Genomic DNA, 22,077 nt, shown 5'->3' with positions numbered 1-22,077 from the left:
GCGGCTCAGTTTCCGGGCAGACAGAAGCGGCGCCCGACCGCTCGTCATGAGGAGCCGATATGGAAGATATGGGGATGACGCGCCGTCGTGCGGGCCAGCTGTTCGGCGCCGCGGCACTGACGAGCCTGCTGGCGCCGCGGGCGTGGGCGCAATCGAATTCCCCGAGCGCGATCGTCGACACCAGTGCCGGCAAGGTCCGCGGCCTGCGCGAGGGCCCGATCAGCGCCTTTCGCGGCATTCCCTATGGCGCCGACACGCAGGGCGCGCGGCGCTTTCTGCCGCCGGTCAAGGCCGCCGGCTGGACCGGAGTGCGCGATTGCGTCGGCTTCGGCCATCGCGCGCCGCAAGGGAGCCTCGGGGCCGGCAGGATCCCGCCCGGCGCCGATCCGGCCGCGCTCGCGGCGGTGCAGAAGTTCATGACCGGTCAGATGGGCAGCGGCTATGAGGGCGAGGATTGTCTGGTCCTCAACGTCTACACCCCCGATGCCTCGTCCCGGCGCAAGCGCCCGGTGATGTTCTGGCTGCATGGCGGCGGCTTCGCGATCGGATCGGCCAACGAAGCGGTCTATGAAGGCGGGGCGCTGGCGCAGCGCGGCGACGTCGTGGTGGTGACGATCAACCACCGGCTCGCCGCCCCCGGCTATCTCTATCTGGGCGCGCTCGATCCCGATTTCGCCCTGTCGGGCAACAGCGGCCAGCTCGACCAGATCCTCGCGCTGGAATGGGTCCGCGACAATATCGCCGCCTTTGGCGGTGACCCGCACAATGTGACGATCTTCGGCGAAAGCGGCGGCGGCGCCAAGGTGCAGACGCTGCTGGCGATGCCGGCCGCCCAGGGCCTGTTCCACAAGGCGATCATCCAGAGCGGCTCGGCGCAGATCCGCGGCATTCCGAAAGGCGACGCCGCCGATTTCGGGAGCCGCATCCTCAAGACGCTCGAGATCGCGCCGGGCGAGGTTCGCAAGGCGCAGGATGTCCCGCTCGCCACGCTGATGAAGGCCGCCGCGACGGTGCAGGCGCAACTGGGGCAGGGGGTGCGGGTGCTCGCACCGGTCACCGATGGTGTCGCCTTGCCCGCCGATCCGTTCGATCCGGTGGCGGCGCCGACCGTCGCGCCGGGCATCCCGCTGATCGTCGGCACCAACAAGGACGAGGCCACGCTGTTCAACATCGTCGACCCGAAATTCGGCAAGATGACGCTCGACGACGCACAGGCCCGCTTCCGCTCGAATCTGAAGGACAAGGGCGACGACGCCTTCGCCTTCTATCGTCGAAACCGGCCCGCCGAGGCCGGAACCTGGCTCTACACCTCGATGGTCACCGAGAGCGTCGCCTGGATCAACGCGATCCGCATCGCCGAACGCAAGGCGGCGCAGGGCGGGGCGCCGGTCTTCATGTATCGGCTCGATTATGAGACCCCGCTGTTCGACGGGATGCTGCGGGCGCCGCATGGTCTCGACACGCCGATGGTGTTCAACCATGCGAAGCAATTCGCGAGCATGCTGGGCTCCGGACCCGATCCCGTCATCGTGTCCGAGGCGATGGTCGACGCCTGGACCGCATTCGCGCGGACCGGCGACCCGTCGACCGGCAAGCTGGCCTGGGCGCGCTACGAGCCGGATGCGCGCAAGACGATGATCTTCGCGCGGAACAGCCATGTCGTCGGTGATCCGGAGCGGCCGTTCCGCGAATATTGGTCGGGCTGACGATATCGGCGCGCTACCGCTTTTGGCGCCCCCCGAACATTCCTACCCTCCCTTCCCGGAGGTACAACTGGGGCCGGACGGCTTTGCCGTCCGGCCCCGTCTTTATGGGCTTCGGCGCTGACGGCGGCGCCACCCCGATCAGTTCATCGGCAGGCCCAGCGCGTCCGCCACCGCCTGGTGCCGGATCTTGCCGCCCGACACGTTGAGCCCCGCCGCGAGATGCGGATCGGCGGCCATCGCCGCCTCGGCGCCGAGATTGGCGAGCTTGAGCGCGAACGGCAGGGTCGCGTTGTTGAGCGCGAAGGCGGAGGTGCGCGCAACCGCGCCCGGCATGTTCGCCACGCAATAATGGATCACCCCGTCGACCTCGAAGACGGGGTCGTCATGGGTGGTGGCATGGCTGGTCTCGAAGCAGCCGCCCTGGTCGATCGCGATGTCGACCAGCACCGATCCGCGCTTCATCGTGCGGATCATCTCGCGGGTCACCAGCTTGGGGGCGGCGGCGCCCGGCACCAGCACCGCGCCGATCACCAGATGCGCCTTGGCGACGGCGGCGGCGATCGCCGCCTTCGAGGCGTAGACCGTCTTGATCTGGCTGCCGAAATGCATGTCGAGCTCGGCGAGCCGGTCGTTGTTGATGTCGTAGATGGTGACGTCGGCGCGCTGGCCGACGGCCATCTGCGCGGCGTTGATCCCGGCGACGCCGCCGCCGAGGATCGCGACCTGCGCCGGGGTCACCCCCGGCACGCCGCCGAGCAGCACGCCGCGGCCGCCCTGTTCCTTCTCCAGATAATGGGCGCCGACCTGGATCGACATGCGGCCAGCGACCTCGGACATCGGCTTGAGCAGCGGCAGCGCCCCCGAACGCGAGGTGACCGTCTCATAGGCGATGCAGGTCGCGCCCGATTTCATCAGCCCTTCGGCCTGCGGCTTGTCGGCGGCGAGGTGGAGATAGGTGAACAGCAGGTGCCGCGGCTCGAGCATCGCGATTTCCTGCGGCTGCGGCTCCTTGACCTTCACGATCATGTCGGCGCCGGCGAACACCGCCTTGGCATCGGGCAGGATCGAAGCGCCGGCGTCGATATAATCCTGGTCGTCGAAATCGATTCCCGATCCGGCCTTGGTCTCGATCAGCACCTGATGACCGGCGGCGGTCAGTTCGGCGACCGAGGCGGGGGTCAGGCCCACGCGATATTCGTGGTTCTTGATTTCCTTGGGGACACCGACGCGCATGTTCATTCTCCCGCTGATCTCTGCTGTGCCCGGAAGGATAACGCAAAAGCCGTGGCAGAAGTTTGCGAAGATGGTCGTTACAATCGATACGATCGCCATATGATTGCGTGTTATCGCCCTATCATGCGATATTTTCCCGATGGACCAGATCGATCGCAAAATCATCGCTCAACTCGGCCATGATTCGGGACTGACCAGCGAACGGCTGGGCGCCGCCGTCGGGCTGTCGCCATCGGCGGCGCATCGCCGGGTCAAGGCGCTCGAAGATGCGGGGATGATCCTCGGCTACCGGGCGCGGCTGTCGCGCGCGGCGCGCGGCAATCCCTCGACCGTGTTCGTGTCGGTGACGCTGGTCGACCAGCGCCAGCAGACGATGATGGCGTTCGAGGCCGCGCTCGGCCGCACCGCGCAGATCGCCGAGGCGCATCTGATGAGCGGCGATTCCGATTATCTGATCAAGGTATTGGTGCCGGCCGAGGACAGTTACGAGCGCGTCCACCGTGAGATATTGTCGGTGCTGCCCGGGGTTCACCGGCTCGTCACCCAGTTCACCATTCGCACTCTCGCGACCGACGATTGCGGGCTAACGACGGATTTTCGCGCGGTTCCGTTTGCGGGGCCACGGAACAAATGCTAGTTGCCCGCCGCTATGCGCCGGGGGGAAACGACGGCGCCGGGAACAGTCGATTGATATATTGGGCAGAGTCGGTGACGGCATGACGGGCGACCCGCACATGGCAGTGGACGGGGCGAGCCCCGATTCCCATGCTTATGGTTCGGCCGGCCATGGTCATGGCAGCTTCCCAAAATTGGTCGTCGGCGCGGTCGGCATCGTCTTCGGCGATATCGGCACCAGCCCGCTCTATGCGTTTCGCGAGACCTTCGCCGGCCATCATCCGCTGGTCCCCGACGAGTTGCATGTGCTGGGAGTGCTCAGCCTGATCTTCTGGTCGATGATGCTCGTCGTGACGATCAAATATGTGATGATCATCATGCGTGCCGACAATAAGGGCGAGGGCGGCAGCCTGGCGCTGCTCGCGCTGATCAACCGCAAGTCCGAGGGCAAGCGCTGGACCCGCGGCATCGTCCTGCTCGGGGTGTTCGCGACCGCGCTCTTCTATGGCGACAGCATGATCACCCCGGCGATCTCGGTGTTGTCGGCGGTCGAGGGGCTGACCACCGTCCAGGCAGGCTTCCAGCCGCTGGTGCTCCCGGTCGCGGTGATCATCCTGATCGCGCTGTTCATGATCCAGTCGCGCGGCACCGCCAAGGTCGGCATGTTGTTCGGCCCGATCATGCTGATCTATTTCACCGTGCTCGCGGTGCTAGGGATCAACCATCTCCTCGCCAATCCCTATGTGCTGATCTCGCTCAATCCCTGGTATGCGGTCCAGTTCTTCCTCGCCGATTTCCGTCTGGCGTTTCTCGCCATGGGGTCGGTGGTGCTCGCGGTGACCGGGGCCGAGGCGCTCTATGCCGATATGGGCCATTTCGGGCGCAAGCCGATCGGCGTGTCGTGGCTGGTGTTCGTGCTGCCCGCGCTGATGCTGAACTATCTCGGCCAAGGCGCGATGATCCTCGGGCAGGATATGCCCACCGCGCTGCGCACGATCCACAACCCCTTCTTCCTGCTCGCGCCCGAAGCCTTTCGTCTGCCGCTGGTGATCCTGGCGACGCTGGCGACGGTGATCGCGTCGCAGGCGGTGATCTCGGGCGCCTTCTCGGTCACCCAGCAGGCGATCCAGCTCGGCTTCATCCCGCGCCTGCGCATCACCCACACCTCGGCGGGCGCGATCGGCCAGATCTACATCCCGGCGATGAACTGGGCGCTGATGGTGATGGTGATCCTGCTGGTGATCTCGTTCCGCAGCTCGTCCAACCTCGCCGCGGCCTATGGCATCGCCGTCACCGGGGCGATGGCGATCGACACCTGCCTGCTCGCGGTCGTGTTGTTCCATCTGTGGCGCTGGAACCGGATCGGCGCCGGCATATTGATCGCCGCGTTCGGGCTGGTCGACCTCGCTTATTTCAGCGCGAACCTCACCAAGGTGCCCGATGGCGGCTGGTTCCCGCTGCTGATCGGGTTCATCGCCTTCACCCTGCTCACCACCTGGGCGCGGGGACGCCAATTGATGATCGACCGGATGCGCGAGGTCGCGATGCCGGTGAAGGTGTTCGTCCAGTCGGCGGTCAGCTCGGCGGCGCGGGTTTCGGGCACCGCGGTGTTCATGACCTCGTCGCCCGACGGGGTGCCGCACGCGCTGCTCCACAATCTCAAGCACAACAAGGTGCTGCACGAGCGGGTGATCCTGCTGACCGTCAAGATCGCCGACGTCCCCTATGTGAATCCCGATCGTCGGATGAACTTCTCCGATCTCGGCCAGGGCTTCTACCGGATGATCATTAACTATGGCTTCATGGAAGATCCCGACGTGCCTGCGGTGCTCGCCACCAACCGGCAGTGCGGCGCCGAATTCAAGATGATGGACACCAGCTTCTTCCTCGCCCGGCAGACGTTGCTGCCCTCGTCGCGGCCGGGCATGGCGATCTGGCGCGAAAAGCTGTTCGCCTGGATGCTGCGCAACGCCGAAAGCGCGATGGAATTCTTCAAGCTGCCGACCAACCGTGTCGTCGAACTGGGCAGCCAGGTCGAGATCTGATTCGACGGCGGGCGACCGCCGGCGGTCCTGCACGGCGCCCGCTCCGCTCTTTCGCATGGATCGCGCGTCGCCTATCCTGATGCGATGGCTGCCGATGCCGAACCTCTCGCCGACATCGCCTTCGAAGGGAGGGTGATATATTGGCGCGGTCCCGCGCCATTCTACTTCGTCGCGGTTCCATCCGAGCATGTCGGCGAATTGCGCTACGCCGCCCGGCAGGCAAGCTATGGGTGGGGCGTGGTGCCGGTCGACGCGATGGCGGCCGGCGTGAGCTTTTCCACATCGCTCTTTCCGAAGGACGGCGGCTATTTGCTGCCGCTCAAGGTCGCGGTTCGGCGCGCGGGAAAAATCGAACCCGACGCTTGGGTGCGCGTGCGGATAAGGGTGAATCGGCAGCTACCGGCCTTGTAGTCGCTCGTCGCTACGATCGGGTCGTGGATTTTCAATGGCCGCATCCATTCCCGAATGTCGACCAAGGCCGTAATGGAACGGCATGCCGATCTCGCCCGCCGCCCGCCTCTATCTTCGCCCCGCCGCCTTCGTCGACGCGCCGTTCGGTCGCGACGGCCAGGTCGCGCGGCTCGCCGGCGGGCTGGTCTGGTTCTCGGCTTATGAGCTAATCGCGGTCGAGGGCGGCCGGCGTGTCGCCGAGCGGCTGGTGCCCGTCGCCGACTTCGATAGGCTCTGCGCCGGGCTTGCCGCGCACCAGGCCGATGCGCTGCGCGCCACCGCCGCGCGGATCGTCGCCCCGCGGCTGCCGATCCGGCTGGGTGATCGCGTGCTGCGGCTCGACCAGCCGCAGGTGATGGCGATCCTCAACGTCACCCCCGACAGCTTCTCCGACGGCGGCAGCCATGCCGATCCGGTCGCCGACGGTTTCGCGATGGCGGCCGATGGGGCCGCGATCGTCGATGTCGGTGGCGAATCGACCCGGCCGGGCGCCGCGACGGTGTGGGAAGGCGACGAGATCGCGCGGGTCGAACCGGTGATCCGGCGCCTCGCAGCGGGCGGGGCGATCGTGTCGAGCGACACCCGCAAGGCGGCGGTGATGCAGGCCGCGCTCGGTGCCGGTGCGCATATCGTCAACGATGTCTCGGCGCTAGGCTGGGATCCGCTCGCGCTGCCGCTGCTGGCGCGCAGCGCCTGCCCGGTCGTGCTGATGCACCATCAGGGCGATCCGCAGACGATGCAGCATCATCCACATTATGACGATGCGCTGATCGAGGTCTATGACTGGCTCGCCGATCGCATCGCCACGGCCGAGGCGGCGGGCATCGCGCGGGCGCGGATCATCGTCGATCCGGGGATTGGTTTCGGCAAGACGCTGCGCCACAATCTCCAGCTTTTGAACGGGCTCGCGCTGTTCCACGGCCTGGGCTGCCCGCTGCTGCTCGGCGTGAGCCGCAAGCGGCTGATCGGGGCGCTCTCGAACGAGGCGCCCGCCGACCGGCGGCTCGGCGGATCGGTCGCGCTGGCGCTCCACGGCGCGCAGCTTGGGGCGCAGATCCTGCGCGTCCACGACGTGGCCGAAACGGTCCAGGCGCTGCGGACCTGGCGCGGCTTGCGCGACGAGGCGCTGACCCCGCCGGCCCCATGATCCCTCAGGCGTCTTCGAGGCCGAGTTCGGCGAGCTTGCGATAGAGCGTCGACCGGCCGATCCCCAGCCGGCGGGCGACCTCGGTCATCCGCCCGCCATAGCGGCGGATCGCGAGACGGATCATGTCGGCCTCGACCGCTTCGAGCGAGCGGACATGGCCATCGGGCTGGAACACCTCGAACCCGGCCTCGGCCGCATCGGGCACCATGTTCGCCGGACGCCCGCTTGCGACTGCCGCGGCGAGCTGACGGAATTGCGCCGGTGTCAGAAACTCGTCCGAACATCCGATCGCGGCGCGCAGCAGAACGTCGTGGAGCTGGCGGACATTGCCGGGCCAGGGATAGCGGGCCAGCAGGCGGATCGCCGCCGGATCGATCATCGGCGCGGCGACCGCCAGTTCGGTCGCGATCCGCGCGAGGATGCTGCGGCTCAACTCCGCGAGATCGTCGATACGCTCGCGCAATGCCGGGACGGTGATGCGGCTGGGGGACAGGCGTGCGGCGAGGTCGGGATGGAGGCGGGCTTCACCGCCGCTATCGGCCGGATCATGGTCGATCGCGGCGATCAGCCGGACCGATACGCTGCGCGGAACCCGCGCGCCGAGCGGCAGGATCTCGCCCGACTGGAGCGTCCAGGCCAGGCGCGCCTGCAGGTCCGCCGGTAGCCGGTCGATCCGATCGAGGAAGATCGTGCCGCCATCCGCCGCTGCGAGATGGCCCGCACGGCGATCGAAGGCGCCGGGGAAGGCGCCGCGTTCGTGGCCGAACAATTCGGACTCGGCGAGGTTGGCGGGTATGGCGCCGCAGTCGACCGCGACGAACGGGCGGTCCATCCGCTCGCCGGCGAGATGGACGGCGCGGGCGACCGCTTCCTTGCCGACGCCGGTCTCGCCTTCGATCATCAGCGGCGCGGCGGTGTCGGCGGCGAGCTGTGCCTGCTCGATGGCCGCACGGAAACTCGGGGCAGCGCCCACCAGCCGGTCGAAGCCGATCGCCGCCAGCGGTTTTTCGGCGAGGGGCCGCAGCTCGCCCTCGGCCTCGGATGTGGTGGCATGGTCGAGGGCAGCGATCAGCCGGTCATAGGCGATCGGGGTCGTGACGAAATCGCTGGCGCCGGCGCGCAGCGCGGGGGCGATCCGGTCGGTCGCCTCCGCCGCGATCGACAGGATGATCGGCAGATGGGGCAGCCGCTTGCGCAACTGGCCCAATGCTTCGCCGAAGTCGGCCGTGCCCGTTTCGCAGCACAGCAGCACCGCGTCGATACGGTCACTGCGCTGTTCGATGACGGCGATCGCATTGATGATATCGGCCGCGCGCAACACCTTCCAACCGGCGCGCGTGGCAAAGGCTGAAACCAGCCCGCCATGCGCGGTCGCGTCGTCGATCAGCAGCAGGCCCCGCGGCAAATTGCGGTGCATTCCCCAAAGATCCCCCACAGATCGCTGCTCACCCACCTAGCAGCGATCCCTTGCGGATCGGTTTAGAGGCTGAAAACAAATTGTAATATGCACAAGGGAGCACAACTGCTCATTTCTCTGACAATTTCGCATTATATGCGATCTCGAAGATGCTGACGCGTCATCGATCGATATGCTCAGGCGCCGTATGGGCTGACCGGCCGACGGATTATCGACACCTGTGCCGAAGGGCTTGAGGGCAAAGCGGCGGCCGTCTAGAAGCCCGTTGGTCAGGCAAAACGCTCAAGCAGGGGAAGATCTATGGCCGATGGCGGCGCTCCGATGGACTATAAGGCCCACAACAACACCTATTCGGGCTTCCTGACCCTGCTCAAGGTCGGCACGATCGCCAGCGCGCTGGTCGGCCTGCTGGTGGTTTTCCTGATCGCGCCGAAGGGCTGATCGCCCCTCCCTGGAAAGGGAGGAGCTTGAAATAAGCGAACCGGACCCGCAGGGTCCGCGAGCGCGACCGCGCGCCGCGCCTTATTGGCGCGAAGCCAAGGCGGGCAGATGCCCGCCGCCCGGCGTCTGAGGGCTAAAACAAATCAACGCGCCAGGTCGACGATCATGCTGCGCCACATCAGCAGCGCGCCGTCGATCGAGGCGGTCGGCGCGCGCTCGTTGAGGCCGTGGCTGAAATCGTCGTCGGGATTGAGGAAGATCGCGCCGACGCCGTAGCTCGGTATGCCGATCGTCCTGAAGAACATCGAATCGGTCGCGCCGACCGACATTTGCGGCACGATCGGCAATCCGGGATGGCTGAGGTCGAGCCCCTTGCGGACCGCCTTCATCACGTCGGGACGCAGCGGCGAGGTGTTGCTCATCAGCGGGTGGGCGAGGGTGGTGATCGTCACCTGCGGATTGGCGATCGCCTCGGCGAGATTCGCCTTCACATCCTCGACCTTCACCCCCGGGAAGATCCGGCAATTGACATAGACGCTGGCGCGCTGCGGCAGCGCGTTGAGCGCATGGCCGCCGGCCAGCATCGTCGCGACGCAGGTGGTGCCGACCTGTCCGACATATTCGGGGTCGGCCCGAAGCGTCGCGATCGCGGCCTTGTCGGTCGGGTCGGCGGCGAACTTGGTCATCGCCGCACCCAGCGCCCCGGGGGTGCGCGCGCCGGTCGCGGCGAAATAGGCGCGGGTCAGCTCGCTCGATTGCACCGCGAAGCGGTAAGCGCCGATCCGGTCGATCGCCTGCGCCAGCGTATAGATCGCATTGGTCGCACCCGGCCGGCTCGAATGGCCGCCGGGGTCGGTGACCGTGATCTCGAAATCGGCATAGGTCTTCTCGGCGGCCTGCATCATGAAGGCGATCGGCTTGCCGTCGGCGCCGAGCAGCCCGCCGCCGGCATCGGCGTTGAGCAACAGCTCGGCGCCCTTGCCATATTTGGCGGCGAGGGTGGCGGTGGTCGCCATGTCGGTTTCCTCGTCGGCCGACAGCAGCAGCAGGATGTCGCGGCCGGGTTTGTAGCCATCGGCCTTCAGCTTGAGCAGGGTCGATACCAGGATCGCGTCGCCGAACTTCATGTCGAGCGAGCCGCGGCCATAGACGAAGCCCTTCTCCTCGACCGGAACGAACGGATCGCGGGTCCAGTCGGACGCCTTCGCCTCGACCACGTCCATATGGCCCGACAGCAGGATCGGTCCCCTATTTTTGGCGGTTCCGCGATAGCGTGCGACCAGGGTGGTGGTGTCGCCATCGCCCTCGACGATCACATCCTCGGCGGCGAACCCGCCCTTGCGCAGCAGGTCGGCGATATGGTTCGCCATCTGCGGCATGTTGCCGCGCCCCTGCACCGTCGGGATGGCGATGAAGTCCTTCCACAGCTGGAGCGCCTGGTCGTGCTGGGCCGGATCGACCTTTGCCGGGCCGGCGGCGGCCAGCGGCGTCGATCCCAGCAGCGCCGCGACGAACAGGGGGAGGGCGCGGCGCATGGGCAATCCTTCGGCTGGAGCGATTTACCTCAGATTGCTGCGCCGCACCGATGCCGTCAATCGCGATGCATTAGCTTGCGGAAACGCCGGCGCCAGCGCCCGCGATTGCGCTCGCGGCGCAGCCGGCGGCGCTCGCGCATCTGTTCGAACAGGCCGCGGGTGCCGCGCCGCAGGAAGCCGCGGAACAGGCCGCGGTTCGACAGCGGCTCGAAGCGTTCGTCGACCGATTCGGGATCGAGCATCTCGGTGGCGCCGAGCGCTAGCGTCGCTTCGCTGACCGGTGCCGGCTCGAACGGCACCAGCGTCTTGCTGCCGCCCGGATGATCGTCGCTGAGCCCGTCGATCATGTCGCTCAGCCGGCCGCAGCTGTCGAAGGCGGCGCGCACCCGTTCGGGGGTGGTGCCGAGATGCTCGGCGAGCAGCGTCTCGCGCAGGTGGCGGATCGCGGGATCGGGAAGGTCGTCGTCATCCTCGGGCGCGATCGCGATGTCGCATTCGCTGTCGAGCCCCATCGAGCGGTTGTTCATGTTCGAGGACCCGACCCGCAGGATGCGGTCGTCGACGATCATCAGCTTCGAATGGACGTAGATGTCGGCGCCTTGCTTCGTCACCGGCGTGTAGAATTGCAGCCGGTCGTGCTGGTCGAGATGGTAAAGCGCCGCGGTGAGCTCGGATCGGGCGCTGCCCATCACCGCCTCCTGCAGCCAGCCGTCGGCGCTGCGAGGGAGGACGATGACGATTTCGGGCCCATCGGGTTCCTGCAGCCGCTTCGCCAGCGCCTCGGCGACCGCGCGCGAGGCGAAATATTGGTTGTCGGCGTAGATGAAGCGCTTCGCCCGTTCTATCATGTCGATATAGAGCGCCTCGATCTCGCGCACCTCCTCGCATTTCGCGGTGCGCGGCACCGTGCGGCTGATCGCGACCCGGCGATTCGCGGTGAGAACCCCCAGCCGGGCGGGCCAGGGCGCCTTGTGGCGGGCGGGCACCGGCAGCGATCGACCGGTCGCCTTTTCCCAGCGGTCGCGGGCGAGCTCGCCGAGCGCGGCCGCGGCATCGCCGTCGACCGCGCCGATCGTGTCGTGCCACGGCATATAGGGGCGCCCGCCGGGCAGCCGCCGCCGTGGATCGCCATCCTCATGCTCGGGGGTGTCCCAGCGGTCCGAGGTCATGTCGATGCCGCCGCAAAAGGCGATGCTGTCGTCGATCACGACGATCTTCTGGTGATGGGTGGCGCCGATCGGCTGGCTGCTGTCGAAGCGTATGTCGACATGGCGCGACAGCCGCCAGTGGATCAGCGTGAAGATCGCCCGCCCGCGGGTCAGCATCTTGAGCGCGCCCATGTTCCAGATCAGCAGCTGGATCCGCAGTTCGGGCCGCCGCCGCGCCAGCCAGGGGATGAAGCGCGCCAGGCTGTTGGGTCCGTTTTCGTCCTCGCTGTCGTCGTCCTCGGGATCCAGCAGGATGCGCGGATCGACGTCCCAGCCGACGATGATGATCTGCTCGCGCGCTTCGAGCATCGCGTCGCGCACGATCCGGAAATAATCGGCGGCGTCGACGATCACCGCGACCCTGTCGGCGCGTTCGATCCTCCAGCAATTGGAGCCCGGAACAAACAGCTCGTTCGTCATTTACCCCCGCTATATCGCGCGATTTTTCCAGCTTTGCAGCCGTCCAACGCGTCGTCGATGGTTTCGTTTCCGTGATAAATCGGTTGAGTTTTCGGGGTGGGTCAGCATGAATGCCATAATGCCTTCTTCTTCCGGCGAAGCCGATAATTCGTTGCGCGGCCTTTTGCGGCGCGAAACCCGTGATGCCCATGAGCGCGTCGATCGCCTGTTCGGCAGCTGCGATTTCGGGCGCGAGGGGGATTATATCGATTTCCTGCGCGCGCAGGCGGTGGCCTGGCTGACGCTCGAGCCGGTGCTCGACGCGGGATCGAAGGCGCGGTTCGGCGCGCTGGTCGAGGACCTTGCCGCACTCGGCGAGCCGGTGCCCGATCGGATCGACGCCCCCGCCGTGCCCGACGCGGAATCGGCGGGCATGCGCTATGTGCTCGAGGGCTCGCGGCTCGGATCGACGGTGCTGCTGCGCGAATTGCGGACACGGTCGCCCGGGCTCGCCGACCGCGCCAGCGCCTATCTGACCGCCTCGGCCGATCCGGCGAGCTGGAAGGCAACGTCCACTTGGCTACAGATGCGACCCCGTAATGATGCTAGCGACGCCGCAGCCCTGAACGATGCCCGAACGACCTTCGGCATATTCGAGCGCGCCTTCGAGGCCGCGCGATCCGACCGACGAAAGTGAGACGGGCCCTTTGGCCGATATCCTGACCGATCAACCCGACCTGACGATCTGCGACCGGGAGCCGATCCACCTCCTGGGGGCCATTCAGAGCTTCGGTTTCCTCCTGTCGGTGTCCGCCGACTGGATCGTCAGCCGCGCATCGGAGAATCTCGCCGATCATCTCGGCATCGCCTGGGACGCCGCGATCGGCCAGTCGCTCGAAACCGTGGTGTCGCAGCAGGCCGTCCACGACCTGCGCAACCGCATCGCCTATCTGCAGGGCGAGGACAGCGTCGAGCGGCTGCTGCGGATCCGGCTGAAGCCCGATCTGCCCGAATATGACGTCGCGATCCATTTCAGCCAGAGCATGATCGTGATCGAAGGCGAGCCGAGCGGCGCCGCGGGCCATGAGGATATCGGCATCACCGTGCGGTCGATGCTGATGCGGCAGAGCCAGGCGATGTCGATGCAGAATTTCCGCCTCCACGCGGTGCGGCAGATTCGGGCGATCACCGGCTATGACCGGGTGATGCTGTATCGCTTCGACGGCGACGGGGCCGGCGAGGTGGTGGCGGAATCGGTGGTGTCGAAGCGCGAGAGCTTTCTCGGCCTGCGCTATCCGGCCAGCGACATTCCGCGCCAGGCCCGTGCGCTCTACGTCCGCAACAATCTGCGGCTGATCGCCGACCTGGTCGATCCCGGCGTGCGGGTGATGCCCGAGCGCGATCTCGCCGGCCAGCCGATCGACCTGTCGATGTCGGTGCTGCGGTCGGTGTCGCGGGTCCATATCGAATATCTGCTCAACATGGGGGTCAAGGCGTCGCTGTCGATCTCGGTGGTGTGCGAAGGCCGGCTATGGGGGCTGATCGCCTGCCACCATTACAGCCCGCTCAGGCCGACCCTCGAACAGCGTACCGCCGCCGAACTGTTCGGGCGGATGTTCTCGATGATGCTCGAATCGCGCGAGCGCGAGGAGAGTGCGGCCTATGAGCAGCGCTCGCGCGGCATCGCCGATCGGCTGATGGCGGTGGTCGCGCAGGACGCCGACCTGCTCCACAATCCCGAATGGGTCGGCGATACGATCGGCGCGGCCATCCCCAATGACGGGGTCGGGGTCTATCTCGACGGCAAGGTGTCGCTGTCGGGACTGACCCCCGACGAGACCCAGTTCCGCGCGCTGGTCCGCGATCTGTGTCGCGGCGCCGCCTCGCAGATCATCACCACCGACCGGCTCGAGGGGCTCCATCCGCCGGCGACGGCCTATGCCGACCGTGCCTCGGGTCTGCTCGCCATCCCGATCTCGCGCTCCCCGCGCGATTTCGTCATCCTGTTCCGGGCCGAGAAGGTGCGCACCGTCCGCTGGGCCGGCGATCCGCAGAAGGCGATGGAGGAGGAGGCCGGCGGCGTTCGCCTGTCGCCGCGCAAGAGCTTCGAGCAATGGCGCCAGCTCGTCCAGGGTGTCAGCGAGCCCTTCAGTGCCGCCGAACAGCGCGTCGCCGAGGCGGTGCGGACTTCGCTGCTCGAGGTCGTGCTGTTGCTCGCCGAGGGGCGCGATGACGATCGCAACCGCGCGCATGAGCGCCAGGACCTGCTGATCGCCGAGCTCAATCACCGGGTCCGCAACATATTGAGCCTGGTGCGCAGCCTGGTGTCGCGCACGCGGGCGACCGCGCTGACCTATGAGGAGTTCGTCGAGACGCTCGAGGGGCGCATCCAGGCGCTCGCGCGCGCGCATGACCAGCTGACCGTCAAGCGCTGGGCGGCGGCCGAGATCGAACCGTTGGTGCGCGCCGAGGCGAGCGCCTATCTGGCGGGCAAGGAAAACCGGATCCGGGTCTCGGGTCCGAAGGCCGCGCTCGATCCGGTGGCGTTCAACACGCTCGCACTCGTGCTCCACGAACTGATCACCAATGCCGCCAAATATGGCGCGCTGAGCGACAATGGCACCGTCGAGCTGCGTTGGGGCGTCGAAGTCGGAGGCGACCTGCTGATCCTCTGGCGCGAAGACGGCGGTCCGGCGGTCCAGGCGCCCTCGCGCAAGGGCTTCGGCACGACGATCATCGAGCGCTCGGTGCCCTATGAGCTGGGCGGGCGGGCGCGGGTCAATTACCGGCTGACCGGGCTCGAGGCCGAATTCACGATCCCCGGCAAATATGTGACGATCGGCAGCGGCACCGTCGCCAGCCTCGGCGAGAATGAGGTGCTATCGGCGGTGCCGGCCGAGGATTTCCCGAAGCGGGTGATGCTCGTCGAGGACAGCATGTTGATCGCGCTCGACGTCGAGGAGACGCTGCGCAAGCTCGGCGCGGACACCGTGCTGACCGCCTCGAACATCCGCCAGGCGCGGGAGATCGTCGCCGAAAATCAGCTCGATTTCGCGATCCTCGACATCAATCTCGGTTCGGAGACCAGCCTCCCGATCGCCGACGAACTCGAGCGTGCAGGCACCCCGTTCATCTTCGCCAGCGGCTATGGCGAACAGGCGCAGCTGAGCGAGCGTTTCCCGGGGGCGATCGTGGTGTCCAAGCCCTATGGCCGGGATGAGATCGTCAAGGCGCTCGGCGAGTTGCGCCAGAAATCATAGGCAAAAGAAAAGGGCCGGCGCTTTCGCGCCAGCCCCTGTTTGACCGTTAGGTTTCGGTCGTCGTGCGACGGGGTCAGATCTTGTTGATCACGCCCTTCACGTCGCCCTTGGCCTTCTGCAGGTCGCCCTTGGCTTCCTGGGCATCGCCCTCGGCGGTGATGTCGGGGCGGTCGGTCGCCTCACCGATCGCGCGCTTGGCCTTGCCGATCGCTTCGTTGGCATGGCCCTTCGCCTTGTCGAGCATCTCACCCATATCGAAACTCCTCTTCACACGCCGGAAGATGTCCGGCTCATAATATAGAACGCGTTGGAAAAGCGTTGGTTGCCTCGGAATCTACGCTGGTACGGTCGCGTCGTCGAAAAATAGGGCTTGCGCGATCGCCGCCTTCACGGTCGATCGCTGGAACGGCTTGGTGATCAGGAACGCCGGTTCGGGCCGCTCGCCGGTGAGCAGCCGTTCGGGGAAGGCCGTGATGAAGATGACCGGTACCCGGAACTGCTCGAGCATCTCGTTGACCGCGTCGACCCCCGAACTGGCGTCGGCCAGCTGGACGTCGGCGAGGATCAGCGACGGCCGGTTGCGGCGCGCGGCCGCGACCGCCTCCTGATGGGTCGTCGCGATCGCGGTGACCTCATGGCCCAGGTCGGTGACCAGCGCCTCGATATCCATTGCGATCATCGGTTCGTCTTCGATGATCAGCACCCGGGCATGGGTCTGGCGTTCGATCTCGGTCAGCGCCTCGGACACCAGTTCGGCGATGTCGGCGCGGTCGCACCCCATCAGATAGCCGGCATCTTCCTCGGTGAATCCTTCCATCGCGGTGAGCAGCAGTGCCTGGCGGGGACGGGCCGACAATTGCGCCAGCCGCCGCCGGGCGAGGCTCTCGGGGCTGCCGTCGGTCGGCAGCTCGGCGCTATGCTCGTCCCAGATGTCGAGGAACGCCGCGTAGAGGCCCAGGCGGGTATCGACGTCGCGCGGAAAGGATCGCGGATCGGCGACGATCGCCTCGAGGGTCGCGCGCACCGCGGCATCGCCATCGGCCTGCGCCCCGGTGAGCGCGCGCGCATAACGGCGTAGGAAGGGAAGGTGCGGGGCGAGGTCCTGGCCTAGTGACACGATGGTTCCGATGTTCGAAGAGGGTTGGCGGTCAAACGCTGCGCCGGCCGGGAAGTTGCCATGCGGCCGGCATTCGCGCGACTATCGCGCGAATGCCTCCTGTTCGGTCGGATAGACCCCGGTCAGCACCACGTCGAAATGCTCGCGGATCCGGTCGTTGCATTCGCACGCGGTCGAGCGCAGCCGGTCGGGATCGACGATGATGATCCGGCGACGGCGCGAGGCGAGGATGTTCTTCTGGGTCAGCTGGCGCAGCGAACGGTTGATGAAGCTGCGGCCGACGCCGAGCATTTCGCCGAGCTGTTCCTGGGTGATCACGATCTCGTTGCTGCCGATCCGGTCGCGGGTCGCGAGCAGCCAGCGCGCGAGCCGCTGGACGATCGTGTGCGAGGCGTTGCAGGCCGCCGACTGGAACAGCTGCGCGACCAGGCAGTCCGAATAACGTGCCATCCAGTTGGCGACCGCCGGCGATTGATGGCGGATCGCGTTGAACGGATCGAGCCCGGCGCGCAGGAACGGGCCGCCGAACTGGACATGGGCACGCGCATAAGCGGGCAGGCGGCCGGTCGAGACGATCCCGCCGACCGCACCTTCATTGCCGACCAGTGCGGTATCGACCAGATGGTTGAGATCGGCCGCGACGACGAAGGCCGCAGCGGCGGCATCGAGCGGAAACCAGGCGTGGGTCACCTGCGCCCCCGACTCCTGGAGGATGCGGCCGGTCGGATAGTCGTGCAGCGAAAGGATCGGCAGCAGCAGGTCGAGATCCGAAGGTCTGAGCGCGGCAAGCAGACGGTTACGGCAGGCAGTGGCGGAATCGATCATTCCTGACTCCATGTTGATACGGGGTCGGAACGCTCGTTGCCGGCTTCTGTTCACGCCGACACAGTTTGGCGTGCAACTTTCCTGTCTCGGAACGATACGGCGGCGTAGCGATTTCGTGCCGGAACTATCGCGGTCGCTTTGGGTTTTCGTCGGCCCGCGATGCTCTATACTCGATCAGGATGAACGCGTTGACCTTCCCGGCCGGCCAGGACGATCTCGTCCGTTTCGCCGCCGATCTCTGTGCAACGCCGTTTGCGCTGATCGGCTATGCCGACGATGGTCATATGCGACTCGGATCGGTTTACGGCATCGAGTCGTCGGATGCCGCGATCGGGCGGATTGCCCCGCTTGTTGCCGCCGATGGCGAAGTGGTCGAAGTCGCCGATCTTGCCGCTGCCGGCGGTGCGACCTTCGCGCGTTTCGGTGCGGTGGCGGCCTTGCGATCGGCGACGGGAGCGACGATCGGTTTCCTGGCCGTCGTCGACACCGCGCTTCGGCCCGCCGGCCTCGATGCGCTGCAGCGCCGCGGATTGAAGCTTCTGGCCGACCAACTGTCGTGCCAGGCCGAACTGCGCCGCGCAGCAGCCGATCGCGACGCGGGCGCTTCGGCCAGCGAAGCCGCGCTGGCGGCGAGCGACCAGCGCTTCACCGTGCTCGCCGACACCATGCCGCAGATGGTCTGGTCGACGCTGCCCGACGGCATGCACGATTATTATAATGCCCGCTGGTACGAGTTCACCGGGGTCCCGCGCGGATCGACCGACGGTGAGGCATGGAACGGAATGTTCCATCCCGACGACCAGCCCAAGGCGTGGAAGCGCTGGCGCCATTCGCTCGCGACCGGCGAGCCCTATGAGATCGAATATCGGCTGCGCCACCATAGCGGCGTCTATCGTTGGACGCTGGGCCGCGCGCTGCCGATCCGCGACGACGACGGCGCGATCGTGCGCTGGTTCGGCACCTGCACCGACATCGACGAGCAGAAGCGGACCAGCGAGGAGCGCGAGGTGATCGCGCATGAGCTCAGCCACAGGATCAAGAATATCTTTTCGGTGATCTCGGGGCTGATCGGTCTTTCGGCGCGCTCGCACCCCGAAATCCGCGAGGTCGCCAACGATCTGCGCGATCGGGTGCTCGCGCTCGGCCGCGCCCATGACTTCGTCCGGCCGCACAGCGAGGAATCGCGTGCCGGCCGGCAGCTGTCGAGTCTCAAGGGGCTGCTGGCCGAACTGGTCGCCCCCTATCAGGACCAGGCAGGAGGCCGCATCGCGATCGCGGGGGAGGATGCCGATGTCGACGACCGGTCGGCGACTCCGCTGGCGCTGATCTTCCATGAATTGCTGACCAATGCCGCCAAATATGGGGCGCTGTTCGCCGATGACGGCCGGGTCGCGATCACCATCGGCCATGATGGCGACGACTGGTCGATCGACTGGATCGAAAGCGGCGGTCCGGCGATTTCCGCGCCGGTGCGCCGCGGTTTCGGCACGCGGCTCATCGAACTGAGTCTCGAACGGCAATTGGGCGGGCGGATCGTTCGCGACTGGAAGCCCGATGGGCTTCAGGCGCGGATCATCGTCCCGCCGACCGCAATGTCCCGGTCGTCAGCATAGCGTTGAACGCGGTGAGGCCCTTGATCGAGCCGGGATCGATATCGCTCTCGCCGCTGGCGAAGGCCACCGCCTGAAGCACGGTGTCGGCCTGGAAAGGCTTGCTGATCACCCCCATCGCCGCACTTTCGGCGTCGCCGATCTGCGAGGGGTTGGCGGTCACGAACACCACCTTGGCGCCGTAGCGGCGATCGAGGTCGACCGCCACCGACGGGCCGGTCGCGCCGTCGCGCAGGTTGATGTCGACCAGCGCGACATCGCAATCGGGGGCCATGTCGAGCGCGGAGTTGCGGTCGGCGGCGATGCCGATCACGTCATGTCCGGCGGACAGCAGGATATTCTCGAGATCGAGCGCGACGAAAATCTCGTCTTCGACAATCAATATTCGCGACATTCACACACCACAGAACACGCCCCTTATGGGCGGACAGAACGTCGATCGTGGCGCACGGTTCCCGCCTCCGTGGCGATTTTTCACAAGCGGTGGTCAATGACCCAGCAGGCGCTCGCGATCGGCGTTCGCGATCTCGACCAGCCAGTCGACAAAGGCCCGGATGCGCGGCTGCATCAGCACGTCCTTGTGGGTGACCAGCCAGAAGCTGCGCTGGATACGGATCGCCGGCAGGATCCGCTGTAGCGCGGGATCGGCATCGCCGATGAAGCAGGGGAGGACGGCGATGCCATAGCCGGCCGACGCCATCGCATGCTGGGCGTTGATGCTCGACGATCTGAGACTCGGCTTCAGATGCGCGGCGATCTCTTCGAGATAGTCGAGTTCGGGCGCATAGACGAAGTCGGGAATGTAGCCGATCAGCCGGTGCTGTCCCAGTTGCGCGGGGGTCGCGATCGGCGGGCGCTTTTCCAGATAGGCGTGCGACGCGAACAGCCGCAGCCCGTAATCGGTGAGTTTGCGGATCACCAGCGGACCCTTGCGCGGCCGGGTGAGGACGATCGCGACATCGGTCTCGCGCCGCGACGGGTTGAGGAAGCCGCTGTTGGCGACCAGGTCGACCTGCACCTGCGGGTAGATATCCGAAAAATCGCCGAGCCGCGGCGCGATCATCCGGCTGCCAAAGCCTTCGGATGCGCTGACCCGGACCAGCCCCTCGGGCCCGAGGCCGGTGCCGTCGTGCCGGGCGATCCCCGCCATCGCCCCGTCGATCGGCTCGACCTGCGCCAGAAGCCGTTCGCCGGCCTCGGTGAGCCGCTGGCCGTCGCGTTGCTGTTCGAACAGGGTCGTGCCGAGCGTGGTTTCGAGCCGCCGGAGCCTGCGGCCGACGGTGGTCGCGTCGGCGCCGATCGACTGCGCCGCGCGGCCGATCTGCCCGGTCCGGGCGACCGCCAGAAAATATCTCAGATCATCCCATATCATGGCTGCATTATTGCAGGTTTGACATGCAGGTATAGTGGTTGATTTTGCAGGTCCGCCGGACGAGACAGCCGGCAGTTGCACAGGAGAGTTTCATGGCCGGCATAAGGGAATTGTCGCACAAGATCGCGGGATCGCCGACGTTCGAGGCATTGCGCTACTCGGACGTGTTCGATCCGAACACCGGTCAGGTCCAGGCGCGGCTCGAACTGGGCGGCCAGGCGGTGCTCGACGCGGCGGTGGCGGCAGCGCAAAAGGCGCAGCCGGCCTGGGCGGCGACCAATCCGCAGCGGCGCGCCCGCGTGATGTTCCGCTTCAAGGAACTGATCGAGAAGAACATGGACGAGCTGGCGGCGATGCTGAGCGCCGAACATGGCAAGGTGATCGCGGATTCGAAGGGCGACATCCAGCGCGGGCTCGAAGTGGTCGAGTTCGCCTGCGGCATCCCCCATGCCCTGAAGGGCGAATATACCCAGGGCGCAGGGCCGGGCATCGACGTCTATTCGATGCGCCAGCCGCTCGGCATCGGCGCCGGCATCACCCCGTTCAATTTTCCGGGCATGATCCCGCTGTGGATGTCGGGGGTCGCGCTCGCGGTCGGCAACGCCTTCATCCTCAAGCCCTCCGAGCGTGACCCGTCGGTGCCGAACCGGCTTGCCGAGCTGTTCCTCGAGGCGGGGCTTCCCGAGGGCGTGTTCCAGGTCGTCCACGGCGACAAGGAGATGGTCGACGCGATCCTCGATCATCCGGCGATCGGCGCGGTCAGCTTCGTCGGCTCGTCCGACATCGCCCAATATGTCTACAGCCGCGGCGTCGCCGCCGGCAAGCGCGTCCAGGCGATGGGCGGCGCCAAGAACCATGGCATCGTCATGCCCGACGCCGATCTCGACCAGGCGGTCGAGGAACTGTGCGGCGCGGCGTTCGGGTCCGCGGGCGAGCGCTGCATGGCGCTGCCGGTGGTGGTCCCGGTCGGCCAGGACACCGCCGAGCGGCTGCGCGCCAAGCTGATCCCGGCGATCGAGGCGCTCAAGGTCGGCGTGTCGACCGACAAGGACGCCCATTATGGCCCGGTCGTCACCGCGATCCACAAGGCGAAGATCGAAGGCTGGATCCAGACCGGGGTCGACGAAGGCGCCGAGCTCGTCATCGACGGCCGCGGCTTCAAGCTGCAGGGGCATGAGGAAGGCTTCTTCGTCGGCCCGTCGCTGTTCGACCATGTGAAGCCCGGCATGTCGGCCTATCAGGAAGAGATTTTCGGTCCCGTCCTGCAGATGGTCCGCGCCGACACGTTCGAGGAGGCGATCGCGCTGCCGAGCCAGCACCAATATGGCAATGGCGTCGCGATCTTCACCCGCAACGGCCACGCCGCGCGCGAATTCGCCTCGCGGGTCAATGTCGGCATGGTCGGCATCAACGTGCCGATCCCGGTGCCGGTCGCCTATCACAGCTTCGGCGGCTGGAAGCGCTCGGGCTTCGGCGACCACAACCAGTACGGCATGGAAGGCGTGCGCTTCTGGACCAAGGTCAAGACCGTCACCCAGCGCTGGCCCGACGGCGGCGCCGGCGACAGCGCCTTCATCATCCCCACCATGGGGTGAGCCTGGGGGCGTGAATGTTCAGCCCCGGCGGTCCAGGCCGCCGGGGCGATACCGTCCGGAACGGGGCGAAGCCGATTGCCTGATCCCGGTTAAAAAGGTTAG

19 protein-coding genes are annotated in these 22,077 nt (G+C 66.7%); 10 read left to right on the top strand and 9 right to left on the bottom strand.

Annotation, left to right across the window (positions count from 1 at the left end; translation table 11 throughout):
• The first annotated feature begins 74 nt into the window (after nucleotides 1–74).
• The gene (locus AC1RM6_RS25245) at nucleotides 75–1,706 is read left to right on the top strand and encodes a carboxylesterase/lipase family protein (RefSeq protein ID WP_493106422.1); all 1,632 of its coding nucleotides are present in this window, start codon (nucleotides 75–77) and stop codon (nucleotides 1,704–1,706) included.
• A gap of 138 nt (nucleotides 1,707–1,844) precedes the next feature.
• On the opposite strand, the gene ald is transcribed toward AC1RM6_RS25245, so the two are convergent.
• Nucleotides 1,845–2,939, bottom strand: a complete 1,095-nt coding sequence (gene ald, locus AC1RM6_RS25240) for an alanine dehydrogenase (protein WP_493106420.1) — start codon at nucleotides 2,937–2,939, stop codon at nucleotides 1,845–1,847.
• 139 nt (nucleotides 2,940–3,078) lie between these two features.
• Here ald and AC1RM6_RS25235 point away from each other — a divergent pair, with 139 nt between their 5' ends.
• From AC1RM6_RS25235 to folP, 4 genes are all read left to right on the top strand, one after another.
• Nucleotides 3,079–3,576 carry an Lrp/AsnC family transcriptional regulator gene (locus tag AC1RM6_RS25235; protein WP_493106418.1) on the top strand — a complete coding sequence of 166 codons (498 nt, stop codon included), beginning with the start codon at nucleotides 3,079–3,081 and terminating at the stop codon, nucleotides 3,574–3,576.
• A gap of 97 nt (nucleotides 3,577–3,673) precedes the next feature.
• The gene (locus AC1RM6_RS25230) at nucleotides 3,674–5,599 is read left to right on the top strand and encodes a potassium transporter Kup (protein WP_493106416.1); all 1,926 of its coding nucleotides are present in this window, start codon (nucleotides 3,674–3,676) and stop codon (nucleotides 5,597–5,599) included.
• 84 nt (nucleotides 5,600–5,683) lie between these two features.
• A complete protein-coding gene (locus tag AC1RM6_RS25225; protein ID WP_493106414.1) occupies nucleotides 5,684–6,010 on the top strand; it encodes a DUF1905 domain-containing protein in 327 nt (108 codons plus the stop codon).
• Nucleotides 6,011–6,092: 82 nt separating this feature from the next.
• Nucleotides 6,093–7,196 (top strand): dihydropteroate synthase, encoded by a 1,104-nt coding sequence (folP, locus tag AC1RM6_RS25220; protein ID WP_493106412.1) that lies wholly within the window; start codon nucleotides 6,093–6,095, stop codon nucleotides 7,194–7,196.
• Nucleotides 7,197–7,200: 4 nt separating this feature from the next.
• Here the strand turns inward: folP and AC1RM6_RS25215 are convergent, their stop codons facing one another.
• Nucleotides 7,201–8,613 (bottom strand): sigma-54-dependent transcriptional regulator, encoded by a 1,413-nt coding sequence (locus AC1RM6_RS25215; protein WP_493106410.1) that lies wholly within the window; start codon nucleotides 8,611–8,613, stop codon nucleotides 7,201–7,203.
• A 321-nt stretch (nucleotides 8,614–8,934) separates the two neighbouring features.
• On the opposite strand from AC1RM6_RS25215, the gene AC1RM6_RS25210 reads away from it, so the two are divergent.
• Complete coding sequence (locus AC1RM6_RS25210; protein ID WP_493106408.1) at nucleotides 8,935–9,054, top strand: aa3-type cytochrome c oxidase subunit IV; 120 nt, start codon at nucleotides 8,935–8,937, stop codon at nucleotides 9,052–9,054.
• Nucleotides 9,055–9,197: 143 nt separating this feature from the next.
• Here the strand turns inward: AC1RM6_RS25210 and AC1RM6_RS25205 are convergent, their stop codons facing one another.
• Both AC1RM6_RS25205 and AC1RM6_RS25200 read right to left on the bottom strand, forming a co-directional pair.
• Entirely contained in the window at nucleotides 9,198–10,589 is a 1,392-nt protein-coding gene (locus AC1RM6_RS25205; protein ID WP_493106406.1) for a M20/M25/M40 family metallo-hydrolase, read from the bottom strand.
• 56 nt (nucleotides 10,590–10,645) lie between these two features.
• Complete coding sequence (locus AC1RM6_RS25200; protein ID WP_493106404.1) at nucleotides 10,646–12,217, bottom strand: phospholipase D-like domain-containing protein; 1,572 nt, start codon at nucleotides 12,215–12,217, stop codon at nucleotides 10,646–10,648.
• Between AC1RM6_RS25200 and AC1RM6_RS25195 the strand changes: the two genes are divergently transcribed.
• Nucleotides 12,186–12,893 (top strand): biliverdin-producing heme oxygenase, encoded by a 708-nt coding sequence (locus AC1RM6_RS25195; protein ID WP_493106402.1) that lies wholly within the window; start codon nucleotides 12,186–12,188, stop codon nucleotides 12,891–12,893. The two genes, AC1RM6_RS25200 and AC1RM6_RS25195, sit on opposite strands and share 32 nt — an antisense overlap.
• A 10-nt stretch (nucleotides 12,894–12,903) precedes the next feature.
• On the top strand, nucleotides 12,904–15,456 hold the full coding sequence (locus tag AC1RM6_RS25190) for an HWE histidine kinase domain-containing protein (protein WP_493106400.1): 2,553 nt from the start codon (nucleotides 12,904–12,906) through the stop codon (nucleotides 15,454–15,456).
• A gap of 73 nt (nucleotides 15,457–15,529) precedes the next feature.
• Here AC1RM6_RS25190 and AC1RM6_RS25185 read toward each other — a convergent pair whose 3' ends face one another.
• From AC1RM6_RS25185 to AC1RM6_RS25175, 3 genes are all read right to left on the bottom strand, one after another.
• Nucleotides 15,530–15,709 (bottom strand): CsbD family protein, encoded by a 180-nt coding sequence (locus AC1RM6_RS25185; RefSeq protein WP_493106398.1) that lies wholly within the window; start codon nucleotides 15,707–15,709, stop codon nucleotides 15,530–15,532.
• A gap of 81 nt (nucleotides 15,710–15,790) precedes the next feature.
• Entirely contained in the window at nucleotides 15,791–16,573 is a 783-nt protein-coding gene (locus tag AC1RM6_RS25180; protein WP_493106396.1) for a response regulator, read from the bottom strand.
• An 81-nt stretch (nucleotides 16,574–16,654) separates the two neighbouring features.
• Complete coding sequence (locus AC1RM6_RS25175) at nucleotides 16,655–17,398, bottom strand: Crp/Fnr family transcriptional regulator (RefSeq protein ID WP_493106394.1); 744 nt, start codon at nucleotides 17,396–17,398, stop codon at nucleotides 16,655–16,657.
• Between the two features lie 179 nt (nucleotides 17,399–17,577).
• Between AC1RM6_RS25175 and AC1RM6_RS25170 the strand changes: the two genes are divergently transcribed.
• On the top strand, nucleotides 17,578–19,011 hold the full coding sequence (locus AC1RM6_RS25170; RefSeq protein ID WP_493106392.1) for a PAS domain-containing protein: 1,434 nt from the start codon (nucleotides 17,578–17,580) through the stop codon (nucleotides 19,009–19,011).
• On the opposite strand, the gene AC1RM6_RS25165 is transcribed toward AC1RM6_RS25170, so the two are convergent.
• Entirely contained in the window at nucleotides 18,971–19,402 is a 432-nt protein-coding gene (locus AC1RM6_RS25165; RefSeq protein WP_493106390.1) for a response regulator, read from the bottom strand. The genes AC1RM6_RS25170 and AC1RM6_RS25165 overlap by 41 nt on opposite strands.
• Before the next feature lie 93 nt (nucleotides 19,403–19,495).
• Complete coding sequence (locus tag AC1RM6_RS25160) at nucleotides 19,496–20,380, bottom strand: LysR family transcriptional regulator (protein ID WP_493106388.1); 885 nt, start codon at nucleotides 20,378–20,380, stop codon at nucleotides 19,496–19,498.
• 92 nt (nucleotides 20,381–20,472) lie between these two features.
• Here AC1RM6_RS25160 and AC1RM6_RS25155 point away from each other — a divergent pair, with 92 nt between their 5' ends.
• Nucleotides 20,473–21,975, top strand: a complete 1,503-nt coding sequence (locus AC1RM6_RS25155; protein ID WP_493106386.1) for a CoA-acylating methylmalonate-semialdehyde dehydrogenase — start codon at nucleotides 20,473–20,475, stop codon at nucleotides 21,973–21,975.
• The last annotated feature ends 102 nt before the right edge of the window (nucleotides 21,976–22,077 follow it).

This window comes from Rhizorhabdus sp. GW822-FHT03C02, assembly GCF_058801765.1.
Note: the sequence above shows the minus strand (reverse complement) of the source record. Positions and strands in the feature narration are given on the sequence as shown.

What these genes read in the sequence shown, in the direction of transcription:
- AC1RM6_RS25245 (WP_493106422.1), top strand. Translation starts at nt 75, where the DNA reads ATGACGCGCCGTCGTGCGGGCCAGCTGTTCGGCGCCGCGGCACTGACG.
- ald (WP_493106420.1), bottom strand. Translation starts at nt 2,939, where the DNA reads ATGCGCGTCGGTGTCCCCAAGGAAATCAAGAACCACGAATATCGCGTG.
- AC1RM6_RS25235 (WP_493106418.1), top strand. Translation starts at nt 3,079, where the DNA reads ATGGACCAGATCGATCGCAAAATCATCGCTCAACTCGGCCATGATTCG.
- AC1RM6_RS25230 (WP_493106416.1), top strand. Translation starts at nt 3,674, where the DNA reads ATGGCAGTGGACGGGGCGAGCCCCGATTCCCATGCTTATGGTTCGGCC.
- AC1RM6_RS25225 (WP_493106414.1), top strand. Translation starts at nt 5,684, where the DNA reads ATGGCTGCCGATGCCGAACCTCTCGCCGACATCGCCTTCGAAGGGAGG.
- folP (WP_493106412.1), top strand. Translation starts at nt 6,093, where the DNA reads ATGCCGATCTCGCCCGCCGCCCGCCTCTATCTTCGCCCCGCCGCCTTC.
- AC1RM6_RS25215 (WP_493106410.1), bottom strand. Translation starts at nt 8,613, where the DNA reads ATGCACCGCAATTTGCCGCGGGGCCTGCTGCTGATCGACGACGCGACC.
- AC1RM6_RS25210 (WP_493106408.1), top strand. Translation starts at nt 8,935, where the DNA reads ATGGACTATAAGGCCCACAACAACACCTATTCGGGCTTCCTGACCCTG.
- AC1RM6_RS25205 (WP_493106406.1), bottom strand. Translation starts at nt 10,589, where the DNA reads ATGCGCCGCGCCCTCCCCCTGTTCGTCGCGGCGCTGCTGGGATCGACG.
- AC1RM6_RS25200 (WP_493106404.1), bottom strand. Translation starts at nt 12,217, where the DNA reads ATGACGAACGAGCTGTTTGTTCCGGGCTCCAATTGCTGGAGGATCGAA.
- AC1RM6_RS25185 (WP_493106398.1), bottom strand. Translation starts at nt 15,709, where the DNA reads ATGGGTGAGATGCTCGACAAGGCGAAGGGCCATGCCAACGAAGCGATC.
- AC1RM6_RS25175 (WP_493106394.1), bottom strand. Translation starts at nt 17,398, where the DNA reads ATGATCGATTCCGCCACTGCCTGCCGTAACCGTCTGCTTGCCGCGCTC.
- AC1RM6_RS25170 (WP_493106392.1), top strand. Translation starts at nt 17,578, where the DNA reads ATGAACGCGTTGACCTTCCCGGCCGGCCAGGACGATCTCGTCCGTTTC.
- AC1RM6_RS25165 (WP_493106390.1), bottom strand. Translation starts at nt 19,402, where the DNA reads ATGTCGCGAATATTGATTGTCGAAGACGAGATTTTCGTCGCGCTCGAT.
- AC1RM6_RS25160 (WP_493106388.1), bottom strand. Translation starts at nt 20,380, where the DNA reads ATGATATGGGATGATCTGAGATATTTTCTGGCGGTCGCCCGGACCGGG.
- AC1RM6_RS25155 (WP_493106386.1), top strand. Translation starts at nt 20,473, where the DNA reads ATGGCCGGCATAAGGGAATTGTCGCACAAGATCGCGGGATCGCCGACG.